The organism is Pseudomonas sp. Pseusp49, from assembly GCF_059491875.1.
Genome location: NZ_CP168514.1, coordinates 626,279 through 645,591, shown reverse-complemented (window position 1 = coordinate 645,591; position 19,313 = coordinate 626,279). Strand labels below are relative to the sequence as shown.

Annotated in this window: 6 protein-coding genes, 2 tRNA genes and 3 rRNA genes; 1 reads left to right on the top strand and 10 read right to left on the bottom strand. The window is 58.8% G+C overall.

Annotated features, from left to right (window positions below; translation table 11 throughout):
* Positions 1-29: 29 nt before the first annotated feature.
* The 10 genes from recD to aptA all read right to left on the bottom strand — a co-directional run bounded on the left by recD (position 30) and on the right by aptA (position 18,221).
* Positions 30-2,132: an exodeoxyribonuclease V subunit alpha gene (gene recD, locus ACEN83_RS02720; protein WP_495579433.1), complete on the bottom strand. Its 2,103-nt coding sequence runs from the start codon at positions 2,130-2,132 to the stop codon at positions 30-32.
* On the bottom strand, positions 2,129-5,833 hold the full coding sequence (gene recB / locus ACEN83_RS02715) for an exodeoxyribonuclease V subunit beta (RefSeq protein ID WP_495579432.1): 3,705 nt from the start codon (positions 5,831-5,833) through the stop codon (positions 2,129-2,131). The genes recD and recB overlap by 4 nt, the downstream gene beginning before the upstream one ends.
* Positions 5,833-9,282: an exodeoxyribonuclease V subunit gamma gene (gene recC, locus ACEN83_RS02710; protein WP_495579431.1), complete on the bottom strand. Its 3,450-nt coding sequence runs from the start codon at positions 9,280-9,282 to the stop codon at positions 5,833-5,835. Before recC ends, recB begins: the two co-directional genes overlap by 1 nt.
* Before the next feature lie 236 nt (positions 9,283-9,518).
* Positions 9,519-9,634 (bottom strand): 5S ribosomal RNA (gene rrf / locus ACEN83_RS02705).
* 156 nt (positions 9,635-9,790) lie between these two features.
* Positions 9,791-12,683, bottom strand: a 23S ribosomal RNA gene (locus ACEN83_RS02700).
* Between the two features lie 229 nt (positions 12,684-12,912).
* Positions 12,913-12,988, bottom strand: a tRNA-Ala gene (locus ACEN83_RS02695).
* A 9-nt stretch (positions 12,989-12,997) separates the two neighbouring features.
* Positions 12,998-13,074, bottom strand: a tRNA-Ile gene (locus ACEN83_RS02690).
* Between the two features lie 122 nt (positions 13,075-13,196).
* A 16S ribosomal RNA gene (locus ACEN83_RS02685) occupies positions 13,197-14,733 on the bottom strand.
* The 16S, 23S and 5S rRNA genes sit together here with 2 tRNA genes alongside, the layout of an rRNA operon.
* A 570-nt stretch (positions 14,734-15,303) precedes the next feature.
* Entirely contained in the window at positions 15,304-16,797 is a 1,494-nt protein-coding gene (locus tag ACEN83_RS02680) for a CoA-acylating methylmalonate-semialdehyde dehydrogenase (protein WP_046816441.1), read from the bottom strand.
* Positions 16,798-16,871: 74 nt separating this feature from the next.
* A complete protein-coding gene (gene aptA / locus ACEN83_RS02675) occupies positions 16,872-18,221 on the bottom strand; it encodes an omega-aminotransferase AptA (RefSeq protein ID WP_495579430.1) in 1,350 nt (449 codons plus the stop codon).
* A gap of 139 nt (positions 18,222-18,360) precedes the next feature.
* Here aptA and ACEN83_RS02670 point away from each other — a divergent pair, with 139 nt between their 5' ends.
* On the top strand, positions 18,361-19,281 hold the full coding sequence (locus ACEN83_RS02670) for a LysR family transcriptional regulator (RefSeq protein WP_495579429.1): 921 nt from the start codon (positions 18,361-18,363) through the stop codon (positions 19,279-19,281).
* Positions 19,282-19,313 lie beyond the last annotated feature (32 nt).

Here is a 19,313-nt window from a genome sequence, read left to right as displayed (position 1 = left end):
ACAATTTCCTACAATCGCTCACGGACCTTTCAGTCTGCCGGCTCGCTGCCGTCCTTTAGCTCCAGCATCAGCCCGCTCAAGCGCTTGACCCTGCGTTTCACCGCCTCCTCGAACACGCCTGCGCGCGATTCGATCAGGGTGAACCAGTCCTTGGCCCGGGTTATCCCGGTGTAGATCAATTCCTTGGTGAGGACCGGATTCAAGGCGTCAGGAAGAATCAACGCGGTGTGCGCGAACTCCGAGCCCTGGGATTTATGCACGGTCATGGCGTACACGGTTTCGACATCATTCAGGCGGCTTGGCAGGACAAATCGCACGCCGCCCTGACCGTCATTGCGTGGGAACGCCACACGCAAAACCTGTTTTCCGTGGCCCTCCTGCTCCGGGAGCTTGAGAGCGATGCCAATATCGCCATTCATCAAACCCAGCCCGTAATCGTTGCGGGTCATCAGCACGGGGCGACCTTCGTACCACTGCTGGTCGCTGTCGATCAGGCGTGCCCTGAGCAAGGCCTCGGTCACTCGCTGGTTCAAGCCCTCCACACCCCACGGCCCCTTGCGCACGGCACATAACAGCTGGAACGCATCGAAGGCTTGCAACACTTCCCGGGCCCAGTCGGTCCAGCGTGAATCTTCCAGTGGGCTGTCGAGTGGCGGTCGCTGTTTGCGCAGCAAGGCCAGGTAATGCCGATAACCCTGCGGACCCTCACCATGGCCTTCGAGCAGCAAACGCTCCAGGGTCCGGTCCTGCTCCCCTTTGAGGGACAAGCCATACACATCGTCATGGCTTCGCGCGGACAACAACTTGCGTGCTTCTTCCGGTTGCTGCTGGTTGACCCAACGAGCGAGCTGACCAATACCGCTGCCCTCACCGAATCGCCGGGAATGGCGCAACATCACCACCTGTTGGGCCAGTGGATGAGTGCCCTGCGTATCCTCCTGCAATCCGCCGGCCTGCAGGCTTTCGCCACTGACGGCTTCCAGCCACTGGCGTGTCTGCGGGCTGTACCAGCCAGCCTCCGCGTCGCGACACAAATCCCCCAGTACCGCACCGGCTTCTACCGAAGCCAGCTGGTCCTTGTCCCCCAACAGCACGAGGCGCGCATGGGCCGGCAAGGCGTCGAGCAGATTGGCCATCATTTCCAGGTCGATCATCGAGGCCTCGTCCACCACCAGCACATCCAGCGGCAGGCGATTGCCCGCGTGGTGCCGGAAATGACGTGTCCCGGGCCGACTGCCCAGCAGACGGTGAACGGTGGTGACATCGGACGGGATCTTCTCGCGTATGGCTTCGCTGACTTTCAAGGTCCGGACTTGCTGGCTGATGGACTCTGTCAGACGCGCCGCGGCCTTGCCGGTCGGGGCGGCGAGGCGAATGCGCAAAGGCATGCCGGCCTCGACCGCCGGCGCCTGGAGCAACGCCAGCAAACGCACAACAGTGGTGGTCTTGCCGGTTCCCGGCCCCCCCGTCACGATGCTGAAGGCGCTGCGCGTCGCCAGGGCGCAGGCGAGCTTCTGCCAGTCGATCACTTCACCCGGCCGGGCAGGCCCAAACAAGCCGGTGAGGCGCTGGAGCAAGTCGTTCGGTGTGGACTCGTGCTCCGTCAGGCGCTCGCGCAACGAAAGGTCGATCCGCCGCTCGTAGGCCCAATAGCGGCGCAGGTACAAGCGTTTGCCCGATAACACCAAAGGTCGGTCACGCACGTTGTCACGGCTGTCAGCGGCCAGGGCGACCAGGTTGCTGGCGGCCAGCACCTTGCACCAATGAGCACCGTCCAGCGATCCGAGCAATTGCGACGGCAACAGCATGGCGCCGCCTTGAACGTCACCTTCGGGTGGTAATGACAGGGCGAAGTCCGGTTCTTTCAGCGTTTCGAACAGGTCGAGGCAGACATGCCCGTGGCCCAATTGGTGGCTGGTCAACGCGGCTGCCAGCAAGACCAACGGATCATCCTCCGGGGCCAGCTCATGCAGAAACGCCACAAAGGCTTTGTCCAGCGCGCGCAGCCAGCCACGTTCGACCCAGCGCGTGAGCAGCAACAGCAAGTCGTCGGCACGGCTCAGCGGCGCGAGTTCAACCAGGCTTTCGGCTGCCAGCGATGTCGGCAGCAAATCGGCGAATGAGCGATTCATAACAGTACTCCCTGTTCCCAGGCGGGCTCGGCCTTGGGCTCTGGCTTGCCCTGGAACAGCCGGTCCAGACGCTCGATCAGTTCTCTTGGCGGACGGGTGAAAAACACCCCCTGGCTGGCCGCACGCGAGCCCCGCAGGAACAGGTACAACGCACCGCCGACATGCCGGTCGTAGTCGTAATCGGCGAGCCGCGCCTTGAGCTGGCGATGCAGGGCCAACAGGTACAACACGTATTGCAGGTCATAGCGGTTGTCGAGAATCGACTGCTCCATGGCCGGCAAGGTGTAGGCCGCATCATCGGCGCCAAGCCAGTTGGATTTGTAGTCGGCAACGTAATAGCGGCCGTCGTGCTCGAACGTCAGGTCGATGAAGCCCTTGAACATGCCGTTGAGCAGCACCGGTTCGGCGGCCACCCGGGCCACGCCGTCATGGGTGTACTGGCACACCAGCGCATCGAGCTTGAGTACATCGACCTTGTGGCTGGCGAACCAGAACTCCATCTCGACCTGGTATTGCCTCAACTGCGCGAATATCACTGGCGCCTGATCGGCACCCAGTTGCAACGGCGACTTGAGCAGATGCTGCAGCCAGTCACTCAGCGTGGTGATCCAGCCCTCCCAGCCTCGGCGATTGCAGCGACGGGCAATGGCGTCGATCACCTCCTGGGGTGCCGCGGAAAACCCTTCGCCCCCCGCCCATTCGAGCAGACCATGGAGGAAGGTGCCGGGGTTCGGGCCGCGCGGGAAGCGATGGATATCGCCGCCACTGGCCACCACTTCCCTGGGAGCCTGCGGGTCGAGACGCTCGTCATCGAACAGTTTTTGCGCCTGGGGACTCTCCGGCGCCTCGTCCGTGCCGACACTCAGGGTGTCGCCAATGCGCAATGCGCTGTAAGAGGCGATCCACCAGTTTTCACTGGCCTTGCGTTTCGGGATCAGCGGAGCCAGCAGCGCCGCGTCGTTTTGCGGAGGCTGGTAATGCTCTGTTGTCGCATCAGGCATCTGGGCATACGCCAGCGCCGGGCAGTCCTGTTGCAGGTCGCGCAACCACTGCTGCAACGCCGGGGAGTCGGCCAATGGCGCACCGCCCCCCAACAGATAACCCAGCGCCGACAGATGCAGCACCGAACCATTGTTGTTACCGCGCTTGAGGTCAGCCACCCCCAGCCAGCAGGCGTGCTGCGCCCGGGTCAGGGCGACATAGAGCAAGCGCAGATCCTCGGCCAGACGCTCATCGTCGGCCAGGGCAATCAATTCTGCCGTCGGCCTCAACGTGACCTGGGCATTGCCTGATTCATCGTGGTAGTGCAACGGCAGGCGGCTGCCGTCCACCGGCTTCGCCGAGCAGATGAACGGCAGGAACACCAAGGGGTATTCAAGGCCTTTGGACTTGTGGATGGTCACGACCTTGACCAGTTGCTCATCACTTTCCAGACGCAGGATCTGCTCCTCGCCCGCCTGCCCGGACAACGCCAGATGCTCGGACAGATGCCGGATCAGCGCTTGTTCGCCGTCGAGTTCGGCGGCGGCCTGTTGCAGCAATTCGGACAGGTGCAGGAGGTTCGTCAAGACCCGCTCGCCATCACTGCGGGCGATCAACGCCTGGGGCAGACGGAAGTCGTGCAGCAAACGACGCAGCATCGGCAGCACACCCTGCTTGCGCCAGACTTCGCGATAGCCACGGAACTGCATGACCCGGGACTCCCAGGCCAACTCGTCCTGATTCAGCCGCTCCAGCTCGGTCAACGAAAGGTTCAAGGTGATGCTGGCCAACGCGGCCCGCAGCGGGCGCTCGACATCCGGCTCGGCGCAGGCCTTGAGCCAGGTCAGTACGTCATGCGCCTCCTGGGCGGCGAACACCGAGTCCTTGTCCGACAGGTAGACACTGCGCACGCCCCGCGCAGCCAATTCGCCGCGCACCGCCTGCGCTTCCTTGCCATCGCGTACCAGGATGGCGATGTCCGCCGGCAGCAGGCCCCTGAAGGCTTTGCCGTCCTGGGTGAACCCCGCTTGCCCCTGCTGTCCGCCATTGAGCAATGCCGTGATTTCACTGGCGCAGGCCGCCGCCAGATGTTGCCGGTACACAGCGCCGGACAACGGTTGTTCGGCCGGCAAGTGCCAGATGTTCAAGGCCGGAACTGCCTGATCATTGATATGCAGGACTTCTTTGCGACCCTGGGAGGCCACCGGCATGAACGGAACCGGGTTATTGCCATTCGGCTCACGAAAGAGGAATGCGCCCCGTCCCGACGCCCGGGCTTCGGCACGCTCGAACACATGGTTCACCGCGTTGACCATGCCATGGCTTGAGCGGAAGTTGGTGCCCAGGGTGTGCAGGCGGCCGGTGGTGGCCTGACGGGCGCGCAGGTAGGTGTGGATGTCGGCCCCGCGAAAAGCGTAGATCGCCTGTTTCGGGTCGCCGATCAGGAACAGGCCGCACTCGGGGCTGTTCTCTTCAATCCGGTAGATGCTCTCGAAGATCCGGTACTGCACCGGGTCGGTGTCCTGGAACTCATCGATCAGGGCGACCGGAAACTGTTCACGAATCAGGGTGGCCAGGCGCTCGCCGCCATCGGACTGCAAGGCCGCATCAAGGCGCAGCAACATGTCGTCGAAACCCATTTCCGCACGACGGCGTTTCTCTTCCTCGAATCGCGCCCCGACCCAGCGGGCGGCATGTTGCAGTACGGCAGCATCGGGCGTTGGCAACCCGTCGAGACAGGCCTTGAGGCCGGCCATCGCATCGAGCCCCGGATGTCGAGGCGCTTCGCCCTTCCAGGCTTCGGCCATGCCGTCAGGGGTCAGGCGCGTGAAGCCGGTGCCGATATCCAGTTGCTCGAGGGATTCGTCCTCGGCCCAGGCTTTGATTTTTTCGAACCAGGGCTCGAAATAGCGTGCCTGCATCTTGCGACCGTCGACACTCTTGCTCTCGACACCCTGGTGACAGATCGCAGCCAATTCGTCCGCCCACTGTGGCCAGGGCTTCTTGAGCTCGATCAAGGCAGCCCGTCGCTCTTGTAAGCATTGCGAAATGATCTCGGCGGGCTCTTTCCCTTGAAGCGTATCGCGCTCACTGGCGAACAGCGCACGAATCCGCGGCAGCAACGCCGCCGGACCGCCCCAATTGCTGCGCACCCAATTCAGCGCATCACCTTGCATCGGGTAGCAGAACAGCCGCCAGTAATCGCGCAGGACTTCCCCCAGCAAATCGCTGTGGTCGGTTTCCAGGGTCTGGGTAAACAGGCTGCCGCTGTCGAAGGCGTGCTCGCGCAACATGCGCTGGCACCAACTGTGGATAGTCGACACCGCCGCCTCGTCCATCCACTGGGCGGCGATATCCAGGCGGTTTGCGCACCCGGGCCATTGCTCGGGCAAGTACTGGTCACGCAGCTCGGCGATCAGGCTGTCGGGGGCCGGCGTTTCATCGCGGAAAAAGCGTGCGGCCTCGGCGAGTCGCGTGCGAATGCGTTCGCGCAACTCTTTAGTGGCGGCGTCGGTGAAGGTCACGACGAGGATTTGCGGCGGCAACAGATCACGTCCGAAGCCGCTGCGCTCTCCACCACCATGCTCGCCACCATTGCCCAGCACCAGGCGCAGGTACAGCGCGGAAATGGTGAAGGTCTTGCCGGTCCCGGCGCTGGCTTCGATCAGTTGACTGCCACGCAGCGGGAAGGCCAGGGCCAGCGGTGTCTTCGTACTCATCAACGCGACTCCTCGCTGGACAGTGAACGCCAGGGTGCTTCAAGCAGCGGGCGATAGAGCGCATCACACCAGTCGGGGAAGGTTTCATCGGCGGTCAGGGCATCGTAATCGGCGAATTGGCGAGCGAGTGCCGGACTTTCGCGTCGCTCTCCGTCCGTCGTCTGCCCGTCGCCTTCATAGGCCTTGCGCGCAGCAGCCGCGGCTTTGACCGGGTCGGTTTGCCCCAGCCAAGCGAAGGCGGTCTTGACCGCGATCGGCAGAGGCTGGCGCATACCCGACTGCCAGGCCATCAGCAGATCGCCGAGAATTTTCCGAGCCGTGGACTCGTCCATCGGTGCGAGCAACAGGCTGTCGTCACTGGCCACCAGTGCAGTGGTCAACGCCATGCCACTGGCACAGGCCACCAGATGCGTGAGCCACGGGCGCGTCAGTCGATGCCATTTGCGCGATTTGATCGAGCCGATACTGTTGGGGATCGTGGTGACAGACAGCAAACCACCATCAGCGCGCTGATGCAGGCCGCTGAGCCAGCCCTCGATGTGCAGGCCTTGCAGTTCAAGATTGACGGGCAACGCACTGCTGAGCGGTGTCGGCCACAAAGCCAGGAGCTGTTGGTGACGTTGCAGCAAGTCGGGCAGTGGTTCGATCAATTCACGTTGCAGGCACTCACCGAAGCCGGCCATGGGCAGCAGCCCGCTGTTTTGCAGGCGTTTGGCCTGATCCTCCAGTGCCTGTCCGGTATGTTCCGGATCTGCCAGCGCCGCTTCGAGCAAACGGTCGCTGAGGCTGTAACGCTGCAACGCATCCAGGACAAAAGGCTCTTCATCGGCCAACGGCACCTCAGCCGCCTCGAAGAAGACTTTCAGTCGCTGGCTGAAAAAGTGCCGTACCGGATTGCGCAGGAAATCCTGCAGCTGACCGAGGCTGAGGGGTTCGTCCTGAACGTGAGGCCCGAGCACTTCGGCGCTCGCCTGTTGCTCTGCCGCTTGATGAAGGACCTGCCATTCGGTGGCGTAGCTGAACGACTCATCCCCTTCGTGAAAGTAGCGGGCGCTGAAAGGTTGCAAGGGGTGTTCCCGGGTCATGGCTTCAAGCAGATCCTCGCCACTTTGTGCCAATCGCCAGCCGCTGGCCAGGTGGTCACGCAACTGGCCGATCAATACCGATGCGGGCCTCTCGCTGTTGTCGCGGATGCTGCGGCCCACCCAACTGATGTAGAGCTGATCACGCGCCGACAGCAAGGCTTCCAGTAGCAGGTAACGGTCATCTTCGCGCCGGGAGCGATCGCCTGGCCGGTAATCACTGCCCATCAGATCGAAATCCAGCGGCGGTTGCGCACGCGGATAATCGCCGTCATTCATGCCCAACAGGCAGACCAGTTTGAACGGGATAGCGCGCATGGGCATCAAGGTGCAGAAGTTGACCGCACCGGCCAGGAAGCGTTGGGACAAACGCCCCTGATCCAGGCCTGCAAGCCAGGCTTCACGAACGACCGTCAGCGGCAATTCGTCCTGCAAGCCGACGGACTCGCAGGTCTCGAGCCAGGTCTCGCGCAGCTCTTCGAGCTGGGCCAGCAAATAGTCATCGTGTTCGTTGCTGGCGAGGAAGAACAACTGCACCAACGCCTGCAAGCGCAAGCCCCATTGCCGCGGCGGTGCAGGCTGAGAGAGTTCGTGGTGAGCCACTTCCAGCGCGTCCAGCAGAGCAACCAGCGGACCAATGAGCGCAGCGTCCAGACCACCGATTTCGTCGTAGGGCTCGATACCCTCATAGGCATCGGCGCTGCCAACGGCATAACCGAGCAACATCCGTCGCAAGCCGAAACGCCAGCTGTTTTGCTCCAGTTCATTGGGCAGCCCGAGTCCGGCGCGTTGCTCGGCATTCATGCCCCAGCGAATGCCGGCACCTTCGATCCAGCGGTGCAGGGTCGGCAGGTCACGCTCCTCGACACCAAAGCGGGCGCGCAGTGCAGGGACGTCCAGCAGGTCGAGAATCTCACTGACGGGGAATCGGCTGTCAGGCAGCTTGAGCAGGTGCTCGACCGCAATCAGCAGTGGATCGCGACCACGCTGGCCCTGGTCCGCCAGCGTAAACGGAATGAAGCGCGGGTCCTGACGGTCGAGCTGGCCAAACACGGCACGAATGTGCGGGGCGTAGCTGTCGATGTCCGGGACCATGACGATGATGTCCCGAGGGCGCAATGCCGGATCGGCACTGAAGCGCGCGAGCAATTGATCGTGAAGAATCTCGACTTCTCGCTGGGCGCTGTGGGCAATGTGAAAACGGATCGATTCGTCCGTGTGCAGATCGATGGCTGGCCAGCGCTCCCGAGTCTCGTTGAGGGGACGCAACTCGAGGATGTCATCCTGCAACTGGTTGAGCACATTCAGCGGCTGACCGTCACTGAACAGGTCGATGCGCCCGTCACGGAATGCCGAGCGATAGCTGTTGGGATCGTCGTAACTGTCGAGCAGGTTGATGTAGTCCCGCCCCTGTTTACCCCAGGCAGCCAGCAGCGGGTGAGCATGCTGGTGCAGGGTTTGCGGATCGATCACTACCGGCATGCCGCTCTTGCGGGCCTGACGCTTGTATTGATGCCGCAACAGATCTTTATCGGCGACGATGTCCGCCCAATGGTGACGACACGGGTTGTGTACGCACAGCAGGACCTGGCTGAATCGTGCCAGCCCCGCCAGTGCTTCCAGGGCTTGGGCAGGCAGCGAAGAAATCCCGAAAACGATCACTCGCGAGGGCAATCCCTGGGGAGCTGTTTCGAGGTTGTTGATGCGCTCGACGAATCGCTGATGGACCCCGGCACGGCTTTGCGCCATGCCTTGCTCTCCGACATCCAGCAAGAGTGCACGCCATAACTCTGCCTGCCAGCAATTGGCCGGCGTCAGGGCCTTGGCCTCGCCCCTGGCGCTTCTTGTCTGATGTCGACCTTCTGCCCAGTCTTCTAGCCAGTCAGCCCGATAGACCTGGTACTGGTCGAACAGGTCCGCCAGACGCTCAGCCAATTGATAGCGTTTGCGCAGATCGGTGTCATGGGTCAGGAAGCGCTGCAGCGGCTCGAAGTGTGGCTGGTTGATCAACTGCGGCAGCAGACGCATCAATCGCCAGGTCAGCGGGGCTTTATCGAGCAGGGACTTGGCCGGAATTTCATCGCGCCCCAGGACCATGCGATAGAGCTGCCACATGAAACTGCCGGGCAACTGCACGTCGATGGCGGCGGCAATGCCGCAGCCGCCCATGTCGTCTTCTTCGGCATCTTCCGCCAAGGCCAGCTTCAGCCATTGGGCAATGCCGTTGCTTTGCACCAACGCGATTTCATTCTCCAGGGGAGCCAGCGGGTAGCGCCGCATCCAGCTGACCACCAGGCTGCGCAACTCGTCCAGGCGGTTGCCGTGAACCACCATGAATCCAGCACTGAGGGACGTTGCGTCCGGCATAAGGCTTCCTTGGAAAACACAAATTCGAGGGACGACTTTAGCATTTGTAGGAGCGAGCTCGCTCGCGAAGGTCGTCAACGATGACGGGGGTTGTCTGGGGTAATGCGGTGCCCTGAAGTTCTTCGTCGGAACGCCGCCCGGAGCAGGCTCGCTCCTACAGGGAACAGCGTTTGAGGTGTATGGAGGCGCAAAAACAAAACCCCAACTGCTTTCGCAATTGGGGTTTCGGAATTTAATCTTGACGATGACCTACTCTCACATGGGGAAACCCCACACTACCATCGGCGATGCATCGTTTCACTTCTGAGTTCGGGATGGGATCAGGTGGTTCCAACGCTCTATGGTCGTCAAGAAATTCGGGTACCGAGTCGTGGCCAGAGGGCCTCGCTTCAGCAAATTGGGTATGTGACAGCTGGTGTTTTGTGAGCATCTCGAACTTTCGGTTCGTTTCGTCTTCACACACCGCAATCTGGTGCCTTTTCAGGTCAGCAAATTGCTTGGGTGTTATATGGTCAAGCCTCACGGGCAATTAGTATTGGTTAGCTCAACGCCTCACAGCGCTTACACACCCAACCTATCAACGTCGTAGTCTTCGACGGCCCTTCAGGGGACTCAAGGTCCCAGTGAGATCTCATCTTGAGGCAAGTTTCCCGCTTAGATGCTTTCAGCGGTTATCTTTTCCGAACATAGCTACCCGGCAATGCCACTGGCGTGACAACCGGAACACCAGAGGTTCGTCCACTCCGGTCCTCTCGTACTAGGAGCAGCCCCTCTCAAATCTCAAACGTCCACGGCAGATAGGGACCGAACTGTCTCACGACGTTCTAAACCCAGCTCGCGTACCACTTTAAATGGCGAACAGCCATACCCTTGGGACCGGCTTCAGCCCCAGGATGTGATGAGCCGACATCGAGGTGCCAAACACCGCCGTCGATATGAACTCTTGGGCGGTATCAGCCTGTTATCCCCGGAGTACCTTTTATCCGTTGAGCGATGGCCCTTCCATACAGAACCACCGGATCACTAAGACCTACTTTCGTACCTGCTCGACGTGTCTGTCTCGCAGTCAAGCGCGCTTTTGCCTTTATACTCTACGACCGATTTCCGACCGGTCTGAGCGCACCTTCGTACTCCTCCGTTACTCTTTAGGAGGAGACCGCCCCAGTCAAACTACCCACCATACACTGTCCTCGATCCGGATAACGGACCTGAGTTAGAACCTCAAAGTTGCCAGGGTGGTATTTCAAGGATGGCTCCACGCGAACTGGCGTCCACGCTTCAAAGCCTCCCACCTATCCTACACAAGCAAATTCAAAGTCCAGTGCAAAGCTATAGTAAAGGTTCACGGGGTCTTTCCGTCTAGCCGCGGATACACTGCATCTTCACAGCGATTTCAATTTCACTGAGTCTCGGGTGGAGACAGCGCCGCCATCGTTACGCCATTCGTGCAGGTCGGAACTTACCCGACAAGGAATTTCGCTACCTTAGGACCGTTATAGTTACGGCCGCCGTTTACCGGGGCTTCGATCAAGAGCTTCGCGTTAGCTAACCCCATCAATTAACCTTCCGGCACCGGGCAGGCGTCACACCCTATACGTCCACTTTCGTGTTTGCAGAGTGCTGTGTTTTTAATAAACAGTCGCAGCGGCCTGGTATCTTCGACCGGCGTGGGCTTACGGAGCAAGTCCTTCACCCTCACCGGCGCACCTTCTCCCGAAGTTACGGTGCCATTTTGCCTAGTTCCTTCACCCGAGTTCTCTCAAGCGCCTTGGTATTCTCTACCCAACCACCTGTGTCGGTTTGGGGTACGGTTCCTGGTTATCTGAAGCTTAGAAGCTTTTCTTGGAAGCATGGCATCAACCACTTCGTCACCCAAAGGGTAACTCGTCATCAGCTCTCGGCCTTAAGATCCCGGATTTACCTAAGATCTCAGCCTACCACCTTAAACTTGGACAACCAACGCCAAGCTGGCCTAGCCTTCTCCGTCCCTCCATCGCAATAACCAGAAGTACAGGAATATTAACCTGTTTTCCATCGACTACGCTTTTCAGCCTCGCCTTAGGGACCGACTAACCCTGCGTCGATTAACGTTGCGCAGGAAACCTTGGTCTTTCGGCGTGGGTGTTTTTCACACCCATTGTCGTTACTCATGTCAGCATTCGCACTTCTGATACCTCCAGCAAGCTTCTCAACTCACCTTCACAGGCTTACAGAACGCTCCTCTACCGCATCACCCGAAGGTGATACCCGTAGCTTCGGTGTATGGTTTGAGCCCCGTTACATCTTCCGCGCAGGCCGACTCGACTAGTGAGCTATTACGCTTTCTTTAAAGGGTGGCTGCTTCTAAGCCAACCTCCTAGCTGTCTAAGCCTTCCCACATCGTTTCCCACTTAACCATAACTTTGGGACCTTAGCTGACGGTCTGGGTTGTTTCCCTTTTCACGACGGACGTTAGCACCCGCCGTGTGTCTCCCATGCTCGGCACTTGTAGGTATTCGGAGTTTGCATCGGTTTGGTAAGTCGGGATGACCCCTAGCCGAAACAGTGCTCTACCCCCTACAGTGATACATGAGGCGCTACCTAAATAGCTTTCGAGGAGAACCAGCTATCTCCGAGCTTGATTAGCCTTTCACTCCGATCCACAGGTCATCCGCTAACTTTTCAACGGTAGTCGGTTCGGTCCTCCAGTCAGTGTTACCTAACCTTCAACCTGCCCATGGATAGATCGCCCGGTTTCGGGTCTATTCCCAGCGACTAGACGCCCTATTAAGACTCGCTTTCGCTACGCCTCCCCTATTCGGTTAAGCTCGCCACTGAAAATAAGTCGCTGACCCATTATACAAAAGGTACGCAGTCACCCAACAAAGTGGGCTCCCACTGCTTGTACGCATACGGTTTCAGGATCTATTTCACTCCCCTCTCCGGGGTTCTTTTCGCCTTTCCCTCACGGTACTAGTTCACTATCGGTCAGTCAGTAGTATTTAGCCTTGGAGGATGGTCCCCCCATATTCAGACAAAGTTTCTCGTGCTCCGTCCTACTCGATTTCATGACTAAGAGATTTTCGCGTACAGGGCTATCACCCACTATGGCCGCACTTTCCAGAGCGTTCCGCTAATCTCAAAGCCACTTAAGGGCTAGTCCCCGTTCGCTCGCCACTACTAAGGGAATCTCGGTTGATTTCTTTTCCTCAGGGTACTTAGATGTTTCAGTTCCCCTGGTTCGCCTCTTGCACCTATGTATTCAGTACAAGATAACCATCTTATGATGGCTGGGTTCCCCCATTCAGACATCTCCGGATCAAAGTCTGTTTGCCGACTCCCCGAAGCTTTTCGCAGGCTACCACGTCTTTCATCGCCTCTGACTGCCAAGGCATCCACCGTATGCGCTTCTTCACTTGACCATATAACCCCAAGCAATCTAGTTATACTGTGAAGACGACATTCGCCGAAAATTCGCGATTAAACTCACAAATTTTACCTTAGCCTGAATAAACACCAGTGAAAGTGCTATCCAGTCTATCTTTCTATCACATACCCAAATTTTTAAAGAACGATCTAATCAAAAGACTAGAAATCAATATTCATTGCAGAATATTCATTTCTAAACTCTCAAACTTTCGAAGCAGTTAATGGTGGAGCCAAACGGGATCGAACCGTTGACCTCCTGCGTGCAAGGCAGGCGCTCTCCCAGCTGAGCTATGGCCCCATACAAAATTGGTGGGTCTGGGCAGATTCGAACTGCCGACCTCACCCTTATCAGGGGTGCGCTCTAACCAACTGAGCTACAGACCCAATTTCGAGCGCGTAACTGTTAGCGTTGAGCTATCAGCTTGGAGCTTAAAGCTGCTTCTATCGTCTTCTTCAATGAATCAAGCAATTCGTGTGGGAACTTATGGAGCAGCTGAGTCGTCGATTAAGGAGGTGATCCAGCCGCAGGTTCCCCTACGGCTACCTTGTTACGACTTCACCCCAGTCATGAATCACACCGTGGTAACCGTCCTCCCGAAGGTTAGACTAGCTACTTCTGGTGCAACCCACTCCCATGGTGTGACGGGCGGTGTGTACAAGGCCCGGGAACGTATTCACCGCGACATTCTGATTCGCGATTACTAGCGATTCCGACTTCACGCAGTCGAGTTGCAGACTGCGATCCGGACTACGATCGGTTTTGTGGGATTAGCTCCACCTCGCGGCTTGGCAACCCTCTGTACCGACCATTGTAGCACGTGTGTAGCCCAGGCCGTAAGGGCCATGATGACTTGACGTCATCCCCACCTTCCTCCGGTTTGTCACCGGCAGTCTCCTTAGAGTGCCCACCATAACGTGCTGGTAACTAAGGACAAGGGTTGCGCTCGTTACGGGACTTAACCCAACATCTCACGACACGAGCTGACGACAGCCATGCAGCACCTGTCTCAATGTTCCCGAAGGCACCAATCCATCTCTGGAAAGTTCATTGGATGTCAAGGCCTGGTAAGGTTCTTCGCGTTGCTTCGAATTAAACCACATGCTCCACCGCTTGTGCGGGCCCCCGTCAATTCATTTGAGTTTTAACCTTGCGGCCGTACTCCCCAGGCGGTCAACTTAATGCGTTAGCTGCGCCACTAAGAGCTCAAGGCTCCCAACGGCTAGTTGACATCGTTTACGGCGTGGACTACCAGGGTATCTAATCCTGTTTGCTCCCCACGCTTTCGCACCTCAGTGTCAGTATCAGTCCAGGTGGTCGCCTTCGCCACTGGTGTTCCTTCCTATATCTACGCATTTCACCGCTACACAGGAAATTCCACCACCCTCTACCATACTCTAGCTCGTCAGTTTTGAATGCAGTTCCCAGGTTGAGCCCGGGGCTTTCACATCCAACTTAACGAACCACCTACGCGCGCTTTACGCCCAGTAATTCCGATTAACGCTTGCACCCTCTGTATTACCGCGGCTGCTGGCACAGAGTTAGCCGGTGCTTATTCTGTCGGTAACGTCAAAACACTAACGTATTAGGTTAATGCCCTTCCTCCCAACTTAAAGTGCTTTACAATCCGAAGACCTTCTTCACACACGCGGCATGGCTGGATCAGGCTTTCGCCCATTGTCCAATATTCCCCACTGCTGCCTCCCGTAGGAGTCTGGACCGTGTCTCAGTTCCAGTGTGACTGATCATCCTCTCAGACCAGTTACGGATCGTCGCCTTGGTGAGCCATTACCTCACCAACTAGCTAATCCGACCTAGGCTCATCTGATAGCGCAAGGCCCGAAGGTCCCCTGCTTTCTCCCGTAGGACGTATGCGGTATTAGCGTTCCTTTCGAAACGTTGTCCCCCACTACCAGGCAGATTCCTAGGCATTACTCACCCGTCCGCCGCTGAATTCAGGAGCAAGCTCCTGTCATCCGCTCGACTTGCATGTGTTAGGCCTGCCGCCAGCGTTCAATCTGAGCCATGATCAAACTCTTCAGTTCAAACATCTTTGGGTTTTGAGAAAACCCTAAACTTGGCTCAGCAATCGTTGGTTACATCTTTGATTTCTCGCGGAGTAACTTGCGATGCTGATAATCTGTTGACTAGCAGTCTGACTCCACAAGCACCCACACGAATTGCTTGATTCAGTTGTTAAAGAGCGGTTGGTTAAGATCTTTCGTCTCAACCGAGGCGCGCATTCTACAGCAGCCTCACTTGCTGTCAAGTGATTTTTTTTAGAAGCTTTCAAGGAATCCTTAACAACTTCAACCACTTGCGCCTTCGATCTCTCGTCAGCGGGAGGCGAATTCTACAGCGTTACACGCTGCTGTCAACACCTCTTTTTCAACTTCCTTGGCGCTTCGATGACCTGAAGCAACCTGCTGTCGAAAACTGCGTAACTCTTTGTTTACCAAGGAGTTTTTCGTTTCGACTGCGCCGGAAGTGGGGCGAATTATAGGCCTCCAGAATCTGCCGTCAAGCACTGTTTTTCACAAATCTGTCATATAGGTCAAAAAAGCCTCTAAAACAAAAAGGCCGACCCAATGGGTCGGCCTTCTACGCCCTTCTACTTACAAGCTAGGGAACGCGAACTGCGAAGCTTCATGGCTCGCACGCTGCGGCCAGCGCTGGGTGATGGCCTTGCGGCGGGTGTAGAAACGCACGCCATCCGGGCCGTAGGCATGCAGGTCGCCGAACAGCGAACGCTTCCAGCCGCCGAAGCTGTGATAGGCGACCGGCACCGGCAACGGTACGTTGACGCCGACCATGCCGACTTCGATCTCGTCGCAGAACAACCGCGCCGCTTCGCCGTCACGGGTGAAGATGCAGGTGCCGTTGCCATACTCGTGATCGTTGATCAGTTGCATGGCTTCTTCCAGGCTGTTGACCCGAACAACGCACAACACCGGCCCGAAGATCTCTTCTTTATAGATACGCATCTCTGGCGTGACGTTGTCGAACAGGCAACCACCCAGGAAGAAGCCTTCTTCATGACCGGCCACGGTCAGGCCACGACCATCCACCACCAGCGTCGCGCCGGCGGCTACGCCGTCTTCTACATAACCGCTGACTTTGTCGCGAGCCTGGCCAGTCACCAGTGGGCCCATGTCCAGACCGCAGGAAGTACCGGCACCGATTTTCAGCGCCTGGATTTGCGGAACCAGTTTGGCCACCAGGGCGTCTGCGACCTGGTCACCGACACACACGGCCACGGAGATCGCCATGCAGCGCTCACCGCAAGAACCGTAAGCCGCGCCCATCAGTGCGCTGACAGCGTTGTCCAGATCCGCATCCGGCATCAGCACGGCGTGGTTCTTCGCACCACCCAGGGCCTGAACGCGCTTGCCGCGCTTGGTGCCTTCGGAGTAGATGTATTCGGCAATCGGCGTCGAACCGACAAAGCTCAGCGCCTTGACTTCCGGCGCTTCGATCAACGCATCCACCGCCGTCTTGTCGCCGTGCACCACGCTCAGTACGCCTTTAGGCAAGCCGGCTTCCAGCAGCAACTGGGCAATCAGCAGCGTCGAGCTCGGGTCACGCTCGGACGGCTTGAGGATGAAGCAGTTGCCGCAGACGATCGCCAGCGGGTACATCCACAGCGGCACCATGGCCGGGAAGTTGAACGGCGTGATACCGGCGACAACGCCCAACGGCTGGAAGTCAGACCAGGCATCGATGTTCGGGCCGACGTTGCGGCTGTACTCGCCCTTGAGGATTTCCGGAGCCGCGCAAGCGAACTCGACGTTCTCGATGCCGCGCTTCAGTTCACCGGCAGCATCTTCCAGGGTCTTGCCGTGCTCTTCGCTGATCAGTTGCGAGATGCGAGCCTCGTTCTGCTCCAGCAGTTGCTTGAAGCGGAACATCACCTGGGCACGCTTGGCCGGCGGCGTGTTGCGCCAGGCCGGGAATGCAGCCTTGGCCGCGTCGATGGCGCTCTGGATGGTTTCGCGGGTCGCCAGCGGCAACTTGTGAATAGCCTGGCCGGTAGACGGGTTGAACACATCAACCGCGCGACCGTTCTCGGTCACCAGTTCGCCATTGATCAAATGCGGAATAACGCTCATGGAAGCTCCTGAAAAGTTGTCCACAGGCGCCCGTTCCCGAGCGCCCGTTGTTTATAGGTATATAGAAGGAGAAATCAGTCGATCTTGCTCAGCACTTCGCCGACCGCGTCGAACAGACGATCCAGGTCCTGCGGCTTGCTGTTGAAGGTTGGGCCGAACTGCAGGGTGTCGCCGCCGAAGCGGACGTAGAACCCGGCTTTCCACAGCGCCATGCCGGCTTCGAACGGACGCACGATCGCATCGCCGTCACGTGGTGCGATCTGGATCGCACCGGCCAGGCCGAAGTTGCGGATGTCGATAATGTTCTTGGTGCCTTTGAGGCCATGCAGCGCGTTTTCGAAATGCGGTGCGACTTCAGCCACGCTCTGTACCAGGCTTTCCTTTTGCAGCAGGTCGAGTGCTGCCAGGCCCGCCGCGCAAGCCACCGGGTGTGCCGAATAGGTGTAACCATGAGGGAACTCAACCGCGTATTCAGGCGTCGGCTGATTCATGAAGGTCTGGTAGATCTCGGAGCTGGCAATCACCGCGCCCATCGGGATCGCGCCGTTGGTGACTTGCTTGGCAATGCACATCAGGTCCGGGGTCACGCCGAAGGTGGTGGCGCCGAACATGGTGCCGGTACGGCCGAAACCGGTGATCACTTCGTCGAACACCAGCAGGATGTTGTGCTGGTCGCAGATTTCCCGCAGACGCTTGAGGTAACCCTGTGGTGGAACCAGCACGCCAGCGGAACCGGCCAATGGCTCGACGAATACCGCCGCGATGTTCGACGCATCGTGCAGTTCGATCAGCTTGAGCAGTTCGTCAGCCAGGGCGATGCCACCCTGCTCCGGCATGCCACGGGAGTAGGCGTTGCTTGCCAGCAGAGTGTGCGGCAGGTGGTCGACGTCCATCATCGCCTGACCGAACAGTTTGCGGTTGCCGTTCACGCCGCCGAGGCTGGTGCCGGCGATGTTCACACCGTGGTAGCCACGGGCACGGCCGATCATTTTGGTCTTGGTCGACTGGCCTTTCAGGCGCCAGTAGGCACGGACCATCTTCACCGCGGTGTCAGCGCACTCGGAGCCCGAGTCGGTGAAGAACACGTGGTTCAGGTTGCCCGGGGTCAGGTCGGTGATTTTTTCGGCCAACTGGAACGACAGCGGATGACCGTACTGGAAAGCTGGCGAGTAATCGAGGGTGCCCAGTTGCTTGGCGACCGCTTCCTGGATTTCCTTGCGGGTGTGGCCGGCGCCACAGGTCCACAGACCCGACAGCGAGTCATACACCTTGCGGCCCTTGTCGTCGATCAGCCAGCTGCCTTCGGCGCCAACGATCAGGCGCGGGTCGCGCTGGAAGTTACGGTTGGCGGTGTAAGGCATCCAGTGAGCATCGAGCTTGAGCTGGCTGGCCAGCGAAGTCGGGGCGTTTTCAGGCAAGTTCATGGGCAAAACCTCGCAAGGCAATAAGCGGCGTAATGATTGAAAACCGTTGTTGCAGCTAAATTGCCACGGGGATAAAGTCGGTGAAATGCAACTCTTCTAATGTTCAGTCAGACAATCACTAAACTTTCGAGTAACCCGCATGAGCACTCGCCGTCCCGATCCGCTGGCCCAGGTCAGCGACTTTGATATTCGCCTGCTGAGGATCTTTCGCAGCGTGGTGGAATGCGGCGGCTTCTCCGCGGCGGAAACCGTGCTGGGCATTGGTCGTTCAGCGATCAGCCAGCAGATGAGCGATCTGGAGCAACGCCTCGGCCTGCGCCTGTGCCAACGTGGACGCGCCGGTTTTTCCCTGACCGAGGAAGGTCGCGAGGTCTATCAATCGGCGTTGCAACTGTTGAGTGCGCTGGAAAGCTTCCGTACCGAGGTCAACGGCCTGCACCAGCACTTGCGTGGCGAATTGATCATCGGTCTGACGGACAACCTGGTCACCCTGCCCCACATGCGCATCACCCATGCCCTCGCGCAGTTGAAAGAGCGCGGCCCGGACGTGCAGATCCAGATCCGCATGATCGCGCCCAACGAAGTCGAACAAGGAGTACTCGACGGCCGCCTGCACGTCGGCGTGGTGCCGCAGGCCAGCGCGCTTTCCGGACTGGAATATCAACCGCTGTATAGCGAGCGATCGCTGTTGTACTGCGCGGTCGGCCATCCGCTGTTTTATGTCGACGACAAACAACTGGACGACGAGCGCCTGAACAGTCAGGACGCCATCGCCCCCACCTTCCGCTTGCCCGCGGAGATCCAGGCTCACTACCAGGCGCTCAATTGCACCGCCAGCGCCTCGGACCGCGAGGGTATGGCGTTCCTGATCCTGACCGGGCGCTATATCGGTTATCTGCCGGATCACTATGCGAGTCTTTGGGTGCAGCAGGGCCGGTTGCGAGCGTTGAAAGCAAACACGCGCTTCTATGACCTGAGCCTGGCGTCGGTCACACGCAAGGGCCGTCGCCCGCATCTGGTGCTGGAGAGTTTTCTCGAGAGCCTGGCCGCGACACGTTGAACAATCACGCCCCCTGTAGGAGCTGCCGAAGG